Origin of the sequence: Streptomyces sp. NPDC088762, assembly GCF_044750905.1 — a bacterium.
Taxonomy (GTDB): Bacteria; Actinomycetota; Actinomycetes; order Streptomycetales; family Streptomycetaceae; genus Streptomyces.
The window spans coordinates 65,766-79,709 of record NZ_JBIVKT010000008.1 but is presented as its reverse complement, the minus strand read 5'-3'; the positions used below and the strand labels follow the sequence as shown (position 1 = coordinate 79,709).

At 73.2% G+C, this 13,944-nt stretch carries 12 protein-coding genes; 9 read left to right on the top strand and 3 right to left on the bottom strand.

What is annotated here, in order from left to right; all coding sequences use genetic code 11:
* Positions 1 to 6: 6 nt before the first annotated feature.
* The 3 genes from ACIP5M_RS19765 (at position 7) to nudC (ending at position 6,096) form a co-directional block, all read left to right on the top strand.
* Entirely contained in the window at positions 7 to 3,657 is a 3,651-nt protein-coding gene (locus ACIP5M_RS19765; protein ID WP_401198682.1) for a UvrD-helicase domain-containing protein, read from the top strand.
* A 10-nt stretch (positions 3,658 to 3,667) separates the two neighbouring features.
* On the top strand, positions 3,668 to 5,071 hold the full coding sequence (locus ACIP5M_RS19760; RefSeq protein WP_401198681.1) for a dipeptidase: 1,404 nt from the start codon (positions 3,668 to 3,670) through the stop codon (positions 5,069 to 5,071).
* A gap of 77 nt (positions 5,072 to 5,148) precedes the next feature.
* On the top strand, positions 5,149 to 6,096 hold the full coding sequence (gene nudC, locus ACIP5M_RS19755; RefSeq protein WP_401198679.1) for an NAD(+) diphosphatase: 948 nt from the start codon (positions 5,149 to 5,151) through the stop codon (positions 6,094 to 6,096).
* 86 nt (positions 6,097 to 6,182) lie between these two features.
* Here nudC and ACIP5M_RS19750 read toward each other — a convergent pair whose 3' ends face one another.
* The gene (locus ACIP5M_RS19750) at positions 6,183 to 6,443 is read right to left on the bottom strand and encodes a mycoredoxin (protein ID WP_401198677.1); all 261 of its coding nucleotides are present in this window, start codon (positions 6,441 to 6,443) and stop codon (positions 6,183 to 6,185) included.
* Between the two features lie 203 nt (positions 6,444 to 6,646).
* Between ACIP5M_RS19750 and ACIP5M_RS19745 the strand changes: the two genes are divergently transcribed.
* The 5 genes from ACIP5M_RS19745 to ACIP5M_RS19725 all read left to right on the top strand — a co-directional run bounded on the left by ACIP5M_RS19745 (position 6,647) and on the right by ACIP5M_RS19725 (position 10,517).
* Positions 6,647 to 8,812, top strand: a complete 2,166-nt coding sequence (locus tag ACIP5M_RS19745; protein WP_401198675.1) for an ATP-dependent DNA helicase UvrD2 — start codon at positions 6,647 to 6,649, stop codon at positions 8,810 to 8,812.
* Positions 8,813 to 8,992: 180 nt separating this feature from the next.
* The gene (locus tag ACIP5M_RS19740) at positions 8,993 to 9,304 is read left to right on the top strand and encodes a hypothetical protein (protein ID WP_401199072.1); all 312 of its coding nucleotides are present in this window, start codon (positions 8,993 to 8,995) and stop codon (positions 9,302 to 9,304) included.
* A 197-nt stretch (positions 9,305 to 9,501) separates the two neighbouring features.
* Positions 9,502 to 9,873, top strand: coding sequence for a WhiB family transcriptional regulator (locus tag ACIP5M_RS19735; protein WP_215013586.1), 372 nt, complete (start codon positions 9,502 to 9,504; stop codon positions 9,871 to 9,873).
* Positions 9,870 to 10,199 (top strand): hypothetical protein, encoded by a 330-nt coding sequence (locus ACIP5M_RS19730; RefSeq protein ID WP_401198674.1) that lies wholly within the window; start codon positions 9,870 to 9,872, stop codon positions 10,197 to 10,199. The genes ACIP5M_RS19735 and ACIP5M_RS19730 overlap by 4 nt, the downstream gene beginning before the upstream one ends.
* A 111-nt stretch (positions 10,200 to 10,310) precedes the next feature.
* Entirely contained in the window at positions 10,311 to 10,517 is a 207-nt protein-coding gene (locus ACIP5M_RS19725) for a hypothetical protein (protein WP_401198672.1), read from the top strand.
* A gap of 45 nt (positions 10,518 to 10,562) precedes the next feature.
* On the opposite strand, the gene ACIP5M_RS19720 is transcribed toward ACIP5M_RS19725, so the two are convergent.
* Both ACIP5M_RS19720 and ACIP5M_RS19715 read right to left on the bottom strand, forming a co-directional pair.
* Entirely contained in the window at positions 10,563 to 11,891 is a 1,329-nt protein-coding gene (locus ACIP5M_RS19720) for an ABC1 kinase family protein (RefSeq protein WP_401198670.1), read from the bottom strand.
* Positions 11,892 to 11,973: 82 nt separating this feature from the next.
* Positions 11,974 to 13,116, bottom strand: coding sequence for a ThiF family adenylyltransferase (locus ACIP5M_RS19715; RefSeq protein ID WP_401198668.1), 1,143 nt, complete (start codon positions 13,114 to 13,116; stop codon positions 11,974 to 11,976).
* A 154-nt stretch (positions 13,117 to 13,270) separates the two neighbouring features.
* Between ACIP5M_RS19715 and ACIP5M_RS19710 the strand changes: the two genes are divergently transcribed.
* Positions 13,271 to 13,867, top strand: coding sequence for a M48 family metallopeptidase (locus tag ACIP5M_RS19710; protein ID WP_401198666.1), 597 nt, complete (start codon positions 13,271 to 13,273; stop codon positions 13,865 to 13,867).
* Positions 13,868 to 13,944: the final 77 nt, after the last annotated feature.

Below are 13,944 nucleotides of genomic sequence, written 5' to 3'. Positions count from 1 at the left end.
TTTCGGGTGTCCGCGCGTCCGTCCCTCCTCACCGACCCCGAGCAGCTCAAGGAGCTCCTCGGCATCCCCTTCACGCCCGAACAGCTGGCCTGCGCCACCGCCCCGCCCGCCCCGCAGGTCATCGTCGCGGGCGCCGGCTCCGGCAAGACCACGGTCATGGCCGCCCGCGTGGTCTGGCTGGTCGGCACCGGCGCGGTCGCGCCCGAGCACGTCCTCGGCCTGACCTTCACCAACAAGGCCGCCGGCGAGCTGTCCGAGCGCGTACGGGGAGCCCTCGCGCGGGCCGGCATCACCGACCCGGACCCTTCGCCCGCCGACGCCGAAGCGGCCGGCGGCGAACCGCGGATCTCCACCTACCACGCCTTCGCCGGCCAGCTGCTCAAGGACCACGGCCTGCGCATCGGCCTGGAGCCCAGCGCCCGCCTCCTCGCCGACGCGACCCGCTTCCAGCTCGCGGCCAAGGTGCTGCGCGAGGCCCCCGGCCCGTACCCCTCCCTCACCAAGTCCGTCCCCGACCTGGTGGGCGACCTGCTCGCGCTCGACGCGGAGCTCTCCGAGCACCTCGTCGAACCGGACGCGCTGCGCGCGTACGACACCGACCTGCTGAACACCCTCGCCGGCGTCAAGCTCACCAACGACGACCTGCGCAAGGTGCCGGAAGCCGTGCGCGGCCGCCTCGAACTGCTGGAGCTCGTCGGCCGCTACCGCGCCGCCAAACGCTCCCGCGACCTGTTCGACTTCAGCGACCAGATAGCCCTCTCCGCGCGGCTCGCGACCACCCGCCCCGAGGTCGGCGCCCTGCTGCGCGAGGAGTTCCGGGTCGTGCTCCTGGACGAGTACCAGGACACCTCCGTCGCCCAGCGCCTGCTGCTCTCCGGGCTCTTCGGCGGGGGCACCGGCCACGCCGTGACCGCCGTCGGCGATCCCTGCCAGGCCATCTACGGCTGGCGCGGCGCCTCCGTCGCCAACCTCGACGACTTCCCCGAGCACTTCCCGCACGCCGACGGAACCCCCGCCACCCGGCTCTCGCTCAGCGAGAACCGGCGCAGCGGCGGCCGCCTCCTCGACCTCGCCAACGGGCTCGCCGCCCCGCTGCGCGCGATGCACGAAGGCGTCGAGGCGCTGCGCCCGGCGCCCGACGCGGTGGGCGCCGGCTTCGTCCGGACCGCCCTGCTGGAGACGCACGCCGAGGAGCTGGAGTGGCTCGCGGACTCGGTGGCGCACCTCGTCCGCACCGGGACCGAGCCCCGCGAGATCGCCGTACTGTGCCGGTCCGCCGGTGACTTCGCGCGGATCCAGGCCGTCCTCGTCGACCGGGACGTGCCCGTGGAGGTCGTCGGCCTGTCGGGGCTCCTCCACCTCCCCGAGGTCGCGGACCTCGTCGCCGTCTGCGAGGTCCTCCAGGACCCGGGCGCCAACGCCTCCCTCGTCCGGCTCCTGATCGGCCCGCGCTGGCGGATCGGCGCCCGGGACCTGGCCCTGCTGGGCCGCCGCGCCCGGCTGCTGGTGGGCCGCTCGCCCGCCGCCGAAGCGGACGCGGACCCCGACGAACGGCTCGCGGCAGCCGTGGAGGGGGTCGACCCGGTCGAGATCGTGTCGCTGGCCGACGCCGTGGAGACCTTCCTCGACGGCGCCGGTTCGGCCCCCGACGACCTGCCCTTCTCGGCGGAGGCCCGGGTCCGCTTCGCGCACCTCGCCCAGGAACTGCGCGACCTGCGCCGCTCCCTCGCCGATCCCCTGATGGACGTCCTGCACCGCGTGCTGTCCGCAACGGGCCTGGAGGTGGAGCTGTCCGCGTCCCCGCACGCCCTGGCGGCCCGCCGCCGCGAGACGCTGTCGAACTTCATGGACGTCGCCGCCGGCTTCGCGGCCCTGGACGGCGAGGCCTCGCTGCTCGCCTTCCTGGCCTTCCTGCGCACGGCCGCCCAGTACGAGAAGGGCCTGGACCACGCCCTGCCCGGCGGGGAGAACACGGTCAAGGTCCTGACGGCCCACAAGTCGAAGGGCCTGGAGTGGGACGTGGTCGTCGTGCCCGACCTCTGCGCGGGGTCCTTCCCGAAGGACAAGGCACCCGAGGCCTGGACCTCGTACGCGAAGGTGCTCCCGTACGAGCTGCGCGGCGACGCGGCCACCCTGCCCGAGGTCCCGGCCTGGAACTCGGCGGGCCTCAGGGCCTTCAAGGCGGCCCTGAAGGACCACAAGGCGACCGAGGAACTCCGCCTCGGCTACGTGACCTTCACCCGCCCCCGCTCCCTCCTCCTGGCCTCGGGCCACTGGTGGGGCCCGACCCAGAAGAAGCGCCGCGGCCCCTCCGCCTTCCTGACCGCCCTGTACGAGCACTGCGCGGCCGGGTTCGGCGAGATCGAGGCCTGGGCGGACGAGCCGGCCCCCGACGCGCAGAACCCGGTCCTCGCCGACGCCTCCACCCCGGACCACTCCTGGCCCCTCCCGCTGGACCCCCACTCCCTCCGCCTCCGCCGCGAGGCGGCAGCCCTGGTGGAGTCCTACCTGTCGGCCCCACCCCCGCAGGAGGACGACCCCTACCTGTGGCCCCCGGCCTGCGAGGAACCGTCCTACGACGACGCCCCCGCCGACAGCCCGTACCGGGACGCCGAGGACCCGTGGGTGGGTGAGTCCTGGGCGGCGGAGCCCCCGACCCGCGCGGTCGCCGCAGCCGTGCCCGCGCCCGGTCCGGCAGCCTCCGAAGACCCTTGGGCGGGTGAGGCCTGGACCGCGGAGCCCCCGCCCCACGAGGGCGGCCGAGCCGTGCCCGGTGCCGGGGCGGACGCCGAGGACCCCTGGGCGGGCGAGCCCTGGGCGGCGGAGCCCCACCCCGCCCGCCCGGTCCGGGGCGGGGCCCCGTACGTCCCCGGTCCCCCGAGCGAGGGCCCCCGACAGGAGACCGGCAGCCCGCGCGGGAGCGCAGCGGCACCCCTCAGCCCCGAAGAGGCCCGCGCCATCGCCTCATGGGACCGCGACCTCGAGGCCCTGGAGGGCGAGCTCCGCCGTGCCCGCGCCGCCGTCCGCGACGTCGAGCTCCCCGCCGCGCTCTCCGCCAGCCAGCTGCTCCGCCTCGCCGCGGACGAGCCCGGCTTCGCGCGCGAGCTCGCCCGCCCCATGCCCAAGCCGCCCCAGCCCGCCGCCCGCCAGGGCACCCGCTTCCACGCCTGGGTCGAGTCCCGCTTCGACGAGCTCCCGCTCCCCCTCCTCGACGTCCTCGACCCGGCGACCGAGCTCCCCGGCTCCGACCAGGAGGTCGCCGACGAGGCCGACCTCGACGCCCTCAAGGCCGCCTTCGAGCGCAGCCCGTACGCCGACCGCCCGCCCCACCGGATGGAGGCCCCGGTCCAGCTCACCCTCGCCGGCCGGGTCATCCGCGGCCGGATCGACGCCGTGTACAAGAACGCCGACGGCTCGTACGAGATCGTCGACTGGAAGACCGGCCGCACCACCGAGGCCGATCCCCTCCAGCTCGCCGTCTACCGCCTGGCCTGGGCCGAAGCCACCGGAACCCCCCTCGACCAGGTCACCGCGGCCTTCCTCCACGTCCGCAGCGGCCGCGTGATCCGCCCCCGCAACCTCCCCGACCGCGCCCGCCTTGAGCGGATCCTCCAAGGCGAACCGGGCCCGGACGGTGCCCACCAGGTGGACAGCTAGGCTCGTGGGCATGAGCCACACCCCGCCGGACAGCGTCGTCCGCACGTACATCGACACCCACCGCGCCGCCTTCCTCGACGACCTCGCCGAGTGGCTCCGCATACCCTCCGTCTCGGCGCAGCCCGAGCACGCGGGTGACGTACGCAGCAGCGCGGAATGGCTCGCCTCGAAGCTCAAGGAGACCGGCTTCCCGGTGGCGGAGGTCTGGGAGACCGCAGGCGCCCCGGCCGTCTTCGCGCACTGGCCGGCCGCCGACCCGGCCGCCCCCACCGTCCTCGTCTACGGGCACCACGACGTCCAGCCCGCCGCCCTCGCCGACGGCTGGCACACCGACCCGTTCGAGCCGGTGATCCGCGACGGCCGCATGTACGGCCGCGGCGCCGCCGACGACAAGGGGCAGGTCTTCTTCCACACCCTGGGCGTACGCGCCCACCTGGCGGCCACCGGCGCAGCCGCCCCCGCCGTGCACCTCAAGCTCCTGATCGAGGGCGAGGAGGAGTCCGGCTCCCCGCACTTCCGCGACCTGGTCGAGCGCGAGGCGGAGCGCCTCGCCGCCGATGTCGTGATCGTCTCCGACACCGGCATGTGGTCCGAGACCACCCCCACCGTCTGCACCGGCATGCGCGGCGTCGCCGACTGCGAGATCGACTTCCACGGCCCGGACCAGGACATCCACTCCGGTGCCTTCGGCGGGGCCGTGCCCAATCCGGCCACCGTCGCCGCCCGCCTGGTCGCGGCCCTGCACGACGCCGACGAGCGGGTCACGATCCCCGGCTTCTACGACAACGTCACGGAGCTCACCGACGCCGAGCGCCGGCTGATCTCCGAGCTGCCCTTCGACGAGGCCGAGTGGCTCCGTACGGCCAAGTCCCACGCGGCCGCGGGCGAGAAGGGCTACTCCACCCTGGAGCGGGTCTGGGCCCGCCCGACCGCCGAGGTCAACGGCATCGGCGGCGGCTACCAGGGCCCCGGCGGCAAGACCATCGTGCCCGCCTCCGCACACCTGAAGCTTTCGTTCCGCCTGGTGTCCGGGCAGGACCCGTACGAGATCGAGGCGGCCGTCACGGACTGGGTCGCGGCCCGCGTCCCGGCCGGAATCCGCCACTCCATCACCTTCGGCGCGCCGACCCGACCCTGCCTGACCCCGCTGGACCACCCGGCGCTGCAGTCGGTCGTACGGTCCATGGCCCGCGCCTTCGGGCAGGAGGTCCGCTTCACCCGCGAGGGCGGCTCGGGGCCCGCGGCCGACCTGCAGGACGTCCTGCACGCGCCCGTCCTCTTCCTCGGCATCTCCGTCCCGTCCGACGGCTGGCACGCGCCGAACGAGAAGGTCGAGCTGGACCTGCTCCTCAAGGGCGTCGAGACGACGGCCTACCTGTGGGGCGACCTGGCCGCCCACTGGAAGCCCGCCTGACCACCGACCGCCCCACCCCGTGCCCCGCACGCACCACCCGAGTCACCGAGCCTGCCTTGTCCCACCCACCGGGGGAGTTGGAAGTACCTGTGAGCACCCAAACCGAGCGCCCACTCTCGCTCACCGCGCCCAGCGGAATCGACCGGGCCGCGCACCACCGCCTCGACGAGGCCTGGCTCGCCGCCGCCTGGAGCCACCCGACGACCCGCGTCTTCGTCGTCTCCGGCGGCCAGGTGCTGATCGACGACACCCCCGACGGGGGGACCGGCATCGTGATGACCCCGGCCTTCGAGGCCCCGGTCACCGAGACGCACCGCTACTTCCTGGGCACCGACGAGGACGGCGTACGGTACTTCGCGCTGCAGAAGGACTCGCTGCCCGGCCGCATGGACCAGTCGGCCCGCCCGGCCGGCCTGCGCGAGGCGGGGCTGCTGCTGAACCCGCGCGACGCCGGGCTGATGGTGCACGCGGTGGCCCTGGAGAACTGGCAGCGAATGCACCGCTTCTGTTCCCGCTGCGGCGAGCGCACCGTGGTCGCGGCGGCCGGGCACATCCGCCGCTGCCCGGGCTGCGGCGCCGAGCACTACCCGCGCACCGACCCGGCCGTGATCATGCTGGTCACGGACGACCAGGACCGCGCGTTGCTCGGCCGCCAGGTGCACTGGCCGGAGGGGCGGTTCTCCACCCTCGCCGGTTTCGTGGAACCCGGTGAGTCGATCGAGCAGTCGGTCGTCCGCGAGGTGTGGGAGGAGGCGGGCGTCAGGGTCGGCGAGGTCGAGTACGTGGCCAGCCAGCCGTGGCCCTTCCCGTACAGCCTGATGCTGGGCTTCACGGCCCGCGCCACCACCTCGGAGATCAACGTCGACGGCGAGGAGATCCAGGAGGCCCGCTGGTTCTCCCGCGAGGAACTGCGCGAGGCGTTCGCATCGGGCGAGGTCATCCCCCCGTCCGGCATCTCCATCGCGGCCCGCCTGGTCGAAACGTGGTACGGCCGGCCCCTCCCGAAGCCGGCCCCGGCCGCCTGACGGCGCCGCAAGCGGCGGGCCCGCGGGCCCTGGAACGCAGAAGGCCCCCGCCGGAGCGGGGGCCTTTCTGTCGACGCGGAGGCCGGTCAGACGGCGAGCGCCTGCTTGACCTGGGCCAGGCTGGGGTTCGTCATGACCGACTCGCTGCCCGCCTGGGACACCACGAGGACGGTGGGAACCGTCTGGTTGCCGTTGTTCGCCTTCTCGACGAACGCCGCGGACTCGGGGTCCAGCTCGATGTTGATCTCGTTGTAGGCGATGCCTTCCCGGTCCAGCTGGGACTTCAGCCGGCGGCAGTAGCCGCACCAGGTCGTGCTGTACATCGTCACGGAACCCTTGTCCTGCATGCTGCGGTCTCCTCTGTGGGGTCTCGGCGGTCTCGGGGGCCCCGCCGGCCGCGGGGGCCTCGGCGGTCCGAGTAGTCGAACGTACGGCACGGCGCCGCCATTCCCGCACACGGTGTGACGGACCGGTGTGACAAGTACGACGGACCCGGGCGGTCTGTGGACAAGTTTCCCGCCCGACCCACGGGACCTGGCAGCATGGCGGGGTGACAGCAGCAACGCACTCCTCATCCTTCCCCGCCGCCGCCGACCCGGCGGACGCGGTGCTCCTGGGCCTGGACCCGGAGCAGCGCGAGGTCGCGACGACCCTGCGCGGACCGGTGTGCGTGCTGGCCGGCGCCGGCACCGGCAAGACCCGGGCGATCACCCACCGCATCGCCTACGGCGTCCTGTCCGGGCGGCTCATGCCGGCCAGTGTGCTCGCCGTCACCTTCACCAACCGCGCCGCCGGCGAGATGCGCGGCCGGCTGCGCGGCCTCGGCGCCGGCGGGGTCCAGGCCAGGACCTTCCACTCCGCAGCCCTGCGCCAGCTCCAGTACTTCTGGCCCAAGGCGGTCGGCGGCGAGGTCCCCCGGCTGCTGGAGCGCAAGATCCAGTTCGTCGCCGAGGCCGGCGCGCGCTGCCGCATCCGGCTCGACCGGGGCGAGCTGCGCGACGTCACGGGTGAGATCGAGTGGGCCAAGGTCACCCAGACCGTGCCCGCCGACTATCCGGCGGCCGCCCTGAAGGCGGGCCGCGAGGCCCCCCGGGACATGGCCGAGATCGCCCAGATCTACGGGACGTACGAGCAGCTCAAGCGCGACCGCGGCATGATCGACTTCGAGGACGTGCTGCTCCTGACCGTCGGCATCCTCCAGGACCGCCACGACATCGCCGAGCAGATCCGCGCCCAGTACCAGCACTTCGTGGTCGACGAGTACCAGGACGTCAGCCCGCTCCAGCAGCGGCTGCTCGACCTGTGGCTCGGCGAGCGCGACAGCCTCTGCGTCGTCGGCGACGCCAGTCAGACGATCTACTCCTTCACCGGCGCCACCCCCGACCACCTGCTGAACTTCCGCAACCGCTACCCGCAGGCCACCGTCGTCAAGCTGGTCCGCGACTACCGCTCCACCCCCCAGGTGGTCCACCTGGCCAACGGCCTGCTGAAGCAGGCCAAGGGCCGGGCCGCCGAGCACCGCCTGGAGCTGGTCTCCCAGCGCGAGCCCGGCCCCGACCCGGTCTACGCCGAGTACCCCGACGAGCCCGCCGAGGCCGAGGGCGTCGCCCGGCGGATCCGCGACCTGATCGCGGCGGGCGTGCCGGCCGGCGAGATCGCCGTGCTCTTCCGCATCAACGCCCAGTCCGAGGTCTACGAGCAGGCCCTCGCCGACGCCGGAGTCCCCTACCAGCTGCGCGGAGCCGAGCGGTTCTTCGAGCGCCAGGAGGTCCAGAAGGCCATCCTCGCGCTGCGCGGAGCCGCCCGTTCCGGCGGGAACGACCCGCTGCTCGACGACGTCGTGGAGCTCGGCTCCCAGGTGCGGGCCGTGCTCAGCTCCACCGGCTGGTCCACCGAGCCGCCGGCCGGCTCCGGCGCCGTCCGCGACCAGTGGGAATCGCTCGCCGCGCTGGTCCGGCTCGCCGAGGACTTCGCCCGCGCCCGGCCCGGCGCCACCCTGGCGGACCTCACGATCGAACTCGACGAGCGCAAGGCGGCCCAGCACGCCCCGACGGTCCAGGGCGTCACCCTGGCCTCGCTGCACGCGGCGAAGGGCCTGGAGTGGGACGCCGTGTTCCTCGTCGGCCTCACCGACGGCATGATGCCGATCACCTACGCCAAGACCGACGAGCAGGTCGAGGAGGAGCGCCGGCTGCTCTATGTCGGCGTCACCCGGGCGCGCTTGCACCTGACCCTCTCCTGGGCGCTCTCCCGCGCTCCGGGCGGCCGGGCCTCCCGACGCCCCAGCCGCTTCCTGAACGGGCTGCGGCCGGGCTCCGCGGCCCCGGGAACGGGGCCGGGCGGCGTGGCCGAGCGGGGAGCCCGCAAGCGCGGCCGCCGAGGCCCCGCGTTGTGCCGGGTCTGCGGCAAGACCCTGACCGAGGCCGGCGAGATGAAGCTGATGCGCTGCGAAGAGTGCCCTTCGGACATGGACGAAGGGCTCTACGAGCGGCTGCGGGACTGGCGCGCGGTCCAGGCGAAGGCCCAAGGCCTGCCCGGCTACTGCGTCTTCACGGACAAGACGCTGATGGCGATCGCGGAGGCCGCACCCTCCGAGGAGGGGGAGCTCGCGATGATCTCCGGAGTGGGCGTCCGCAAGCTCGAGCGGTACGGCGCCGACGTCCTGGCCATCTGTGCAGGTCAGGAGCCCGGGGCTGAGGATCCTGACGACGCGTAGAAACTCGTCGGAAAAATAGTTTGCACATGCCCAGCGAAGCCCCATAGGTTCTTAGCAACGGAAACGGTGGCTTCTCCGAAGCCCCTGATCCGTGCTGTACTTATCCGAATACGCATGGGACAGGCCCCCGGGCCCCCGTCCCCGAGACGCCGAGAGGAGGCGAGACCAGTGACCAGCTTCATGACCAGCACCATCAAAATGACCGATCGCTCGGTCGTCGCTTCCTGCCTGCTCGGTTCCGTCTCCCTCCGGGGTACCGGTCTGTCCGCGATCGCCGCTGACAGCCCCGCCCTGGCGATCCTTCCGGTCCGCGAGCGCAATGAGCGACCGACCCAGGCACCGGTGGCAGTAATGGCAGCAGAAGCGCAGGCGCATGGCGCCTATGGATTTGCGGCCGCAGCCGGTGCCGGAGCCAAGACGAAGACGACGAAGCAGCAGCACCACCTGATGTGGGCCTTCCGTGGGCTCGAACCCTGGAGTGATCCAGTCTGATCGCATGATCAGACCGGCGCCTTCAGGGCCGCGGAACCCCACCCGGGATCCGCGGCCCTTCTGTTTGTCCCCGAACGGGGACGACGCAGCGAAGGGGCCTCGGGACTGGCATTACCAGTCGGTGTGAGAACGAAGCCCAGCCGCACCCGGCCAACCGGCCGGAACGACTAGCCGACCAAGACGAGGAAGAAACCACCGTGCAACTCGAAGCGCACGCCCCGTCCGTACCGCAGACCCAAACGATCTCCCCGCCCGCAGTCCCGGAGGACCACGCCTTGACCCCGCTCACCGCGCTGACCGCGCTCGACGACGCCATCGAGAACCTCGGCGTCCCGGTTCCCTGCCGCACCTTCGACCCCGAGGTCTTCTTCGCCGAGTCCCCGGCCGACGTCGAGTACGCCAAGTCCCTGTGCCGGACCTGCCCGCTGGTCGAGGCCTGCCTCGCCGGGGCGACCGAGCGCCGCGAGCCCTGGGGCGTCTGGGGCGGCGAGCTCTTCGTCCAGGGTGTCGTCGTCGCCCGGAAGCGCCCGCGTGGCCGTCCGCGCAAGAACCCGGTTGTTGCGGCATGACCGCCCTCGGAACCATCGACCGCCCCCTCACGCACGACCCCCTGAAGCAGGCCCTCATGACCGCCTACACCACGAGCGAGCAGCCGCACGGCTCCGCCCACGCAGACTTCATCACCGCCGGCGCGATCACCTCGCGTCAGAACAGGACCCGCGAAATGCAACTCATCCCAGAAGCCCTGGCCCGTGCCCATATGGACGACCGCATGCGTGAGGCCGACGCCGAGCGTCACGCCCTGCGCCTGCTGGCCGCCCGCCGCATGCAGCGGCGAGCCGAGCGCGTCTCGCTGCGCGCCCGGCGCGCGCTGGCCATGGCCGTCATGCACTAAGGGCTGACGACCGTCAGACAGGCAACTCCCGGGGGGACCGGTCCGAACGGACCGGTCCCCCCGGTGCGTTGCGCGAGGCCGTCCACCCCTTACGGGGATATCGTCGTGGAGGTGGAAAAGCCGAATCCCCGCCCCGCCCCTCCGGGACCCGAGGCCCAGCCCGTCATCTGCGCGCGCTGCGGCACACAGTCTCCCAACGGCCCCCCGCCCACCTGGACCTGCTCGGTGGAGAACGGGACGAGAGAGTACTTCTGCGTCGACTGCGCCCGGGCGAACCTCCGGGCGATCGAGGGCAGGCTCGACTCCTCCTGGTGGTGAGCCGACACTCCGATCACTGCGCTCCGCGCACTCCGCGGCGCCGGTTCACCCCTCGGACGGGAACCCGGGCAGCCAGGAGTCCAGTTCGTCGCGCAGCCGCACGGTCGCGCCCAGCTGGCACAGCACACCGATGGTGCTCAGCGTCACTCGGTGGATCAGCAGGTAGGAGGGCGGCAGATTGATCTGCCGGCCCAACTGGTGCGCGGGGGAGCGGGGATCGGCGATCCGTGCCGCCTGGCCGCGCAGCCACGGCCGGGTGAAGGTGAACTCCTCGGCCTCGGCGGGCTCGATGATCGGCTTCAGGTAGTCCAGCACCGCGTCGGGGTCCAGATCGATGGACTCCTTCACGAACCCCTCGGCGCGCAGGTGCCCGTAGACCCCCTCGGCGTCACCCTCCAGCGTCATCCGCAGCGACCGGCCGATGGGCTCGGGCCAGCCACCGGGAAGCCGGTCGACCGTGCCGAAGTCCAGGACGCCCAGTTGCATCCGGCCGTCCGGCCCGGATATCAGCCGGAAGTTGCCCGGGTGCGGATCTGCGTGCAGCAGCCCGGTGCGCGCGGGGCCGGAGAAGAGGAAACGGGCCAGCAGCTGTCCGGCGCGGTCGCGCTCCTCCTGCGTGCCGTCGGCTATCACCTCCGACAGCGGGGTCCCCTCCATCCACTCGGTCACCAGCACCTGGTCGCCCTGGTGCACGACGTCCGGCACGACCACGTCCGGGTCGTCCTCGAAGGCGTCCGCGTGCGTCCGCTGCGCTTCCGCCTCCAGCTCGTAGTCGAGTTCCTCCTCGACCCGGTCGCGCAGCTCCTTGATCAGGGGCTTGATCTCCATGCCGGGTATCAGCGGCCCCAACAGCCCCGCGAACCGGCCCAGCTGCTTCAGGTCCGACAGCAACGCCTCGCCGGCCCCCGGGTACTGGACCTTGACCGCCACCTGCCGGCCGTCGTGCCACACCGCCCGGTGTACCTGCCCGATGGACGCCGCCGCGGCCGGCTTGTCCTCGAACTCCTCGAACAGGTCCCGCCAGTCCGCACCGAGCCGGTCGGCCAGCACCTGGTGCACGGTGGCCGCGGGCAGCGGTGGCGCCGCCTCCTGGAGTTTGGTCAGCGCCGCCCGGTAGGGCCCCGCGACCTCCTCGGGCAGCGCCGACTCGAAGACCGACAGGGCCTGCCCGAACTTCATGGCACCGCCCTTCAGTTCCCCGAGGGTCCGGAACAACTGCTCGGCCGTCCGGTTCTGGAGCTCGCGCGCCACGATCTCGGCGGACTTGCCCCCGATCCTCTTGCCCAGCCCCCACGTGGCCCGGCCCGCGAAGCCGAGCGGCAGCGCGGCCAGCTTGACGGTACGGGTGACCGCCTTCCGGGGAAGATCAGACATACGCCCCTCCAAGTCCCGAAGCTGCGCCGCATGCGGCGGTTTCAGCAAGGCCCCCGCCAACCCGACAGCCCAGTGCATCCTGTCATGGCCCTCCCGGCCGGTCCGCTCCCGATCCTCCTCCCGACCGCTCCAGCGCCGCTGGACCGTCGGCGCTCGCCCCACACGGGCAGTCCGGGTGGGCGCGGAGGGGGTTCGGCTCCCAGTGGAGGGTCGGGAGGGCGGCCTCCCAGCGGGAGGCGGTGGACGCCGGCAGCCGGCCGTCGAGGAAGGACAGCGCGTGGGCCGCGGCCAGACCGGCCACCGCGGTGGACAGGCCCAGGTCGCAGGCGCCGTGGGCTCTTCGGCGGTGGGCCGAGCGCCACTGCACCAGCATCCGCGGCCAGGCAGGGTCCAGGTCCACCCGGACGCGCTCCATGCACCCCGCACAGGCCGTCACCCCCGGCAGGACCAGCGGCCCCACCAGCCCGGTGCCCTCCAGCACCCCCGCGTACAGGTGGGGGATGCCCGTGGCGACCCAGCCGGCTGCCGTCTCCGGATCGGGGGCCCAGGCCTGCAGCCCGTCGCGGGGCGCGACCACCACCAGGGCGAGCCCGGGCTCCGGCCCCTCGGCCTCCCCGGCCCGCGGGGCCCGTCCCGGGGTGCAGTCGCGCACCAGTTTCCCCGCGGCCTCGGCCCGCAGCCGGCCCACGCTCGCGGGCCCCAGGCCGCCCGGGGCCACATCCGCCGGCTCCGCCCGGCCCCCGTCGAGCACGTCGACCCCGCCCACGCCGGCTCCCGCCAGGACCGCGGCGATCAGCGCGCCGACGCGGCCGCTCCCGCGCACCTGGACCCGTACGGCCCGGCGCGCGGCCATGCCCCGCAAGTCACCGCCCGGCTCCCGGTGGACCAGCGACAGCGAGCCCAGATCGGGCGCCAGCCGCTCCAAGGCCTCCGGCCGCTTGCGCAGCGCCTGGGCCCGCGGGCCGCCCGCCGTGGCGTCGTCGAGCAGCCCGGCCCCCGCCAACCGCCGGACCAGTTCGTCGGCCTGGCCGTCCGGCAGCCCCATCCCCGAGGCCTCCGCCCGTAACAGGTCCATCCCCCGCGTCCCGTCGATCCGGTCGATGAGCGCACCCGTCGCCGTATCGACGGGGCCGAGCGCCACCGCGTGCGCGGGCGTCACCCCGAACTGCACCGTCTGCATATCCCGCCAGGCCCGCGCCAGTGCCGGCTTCACCTTCGGATACATGACCGCCCCCATTCGCTCTTTCCTCCGCGTTCTGCGTTCCTCCGCCACAGTGCCCGTCCGCCGAAATCCGTGCAGAAATTTGTCCACAGGCGAGGGGTATTAGGCATATGAGATGGAGAAAAGGGGTGTTCCGTGGACCCGCTGTGAATCGATCATGTTCGAAGCCTGGACGCGCGGGACTTCCGCCACGGCCAACGGGTACGGTCGTGGCGTGTCCGCCGACCCACCGCAGCGCGCCGTAGAAGTCCGCCGGAGCGCGCGCCGCCGCAGGACCGTATCCGCCTACCGCGAGGGTGACCGTACGGTCGTCCTCATCCCTGCCCGGATGTCGGAGGCCGAAGAGCAGCGCTGGGTGGGCGTCATGCTCGACAAACTGGCCGCCCAGGAGAGCAAGCGCACCCTCGGGGACGCGGAACTCACCGAGCGCGCCGAGCGTTTGTCCGACCAGTACTTCAGCGGCCGCGCCCGCCCCCGCTCGGTCCGCTGGGTCACCAACCAGAACACCCGCTGGGGCTCCTGCACCCCGGCCGAAGGCAGCATCCGCCTGTCCCACCGCCTCCAGGGGATGCCGGAGTACGTGGTCGACTACGTGCTCCTGCACGAGTTGGCGCACCTCCTCGTGCCCGGCCACGGCCCCCGCTTCTGGGAGCTGCTGGAGGCCTACCCCCGCACCGAGCGCGCCCGCGGGTACCTGGAGGGCGTGGTCGCGGCCGAGCGGCTGCCGAAAGTGCCCGCCACCCGGGACGAATAGCCGCAAGTGACGCAGCGTGATGTGTACCGGGTCGGTACCGGCTTGGCCGGATGTCGGCAGTTGCCGTTAGCCTGAGC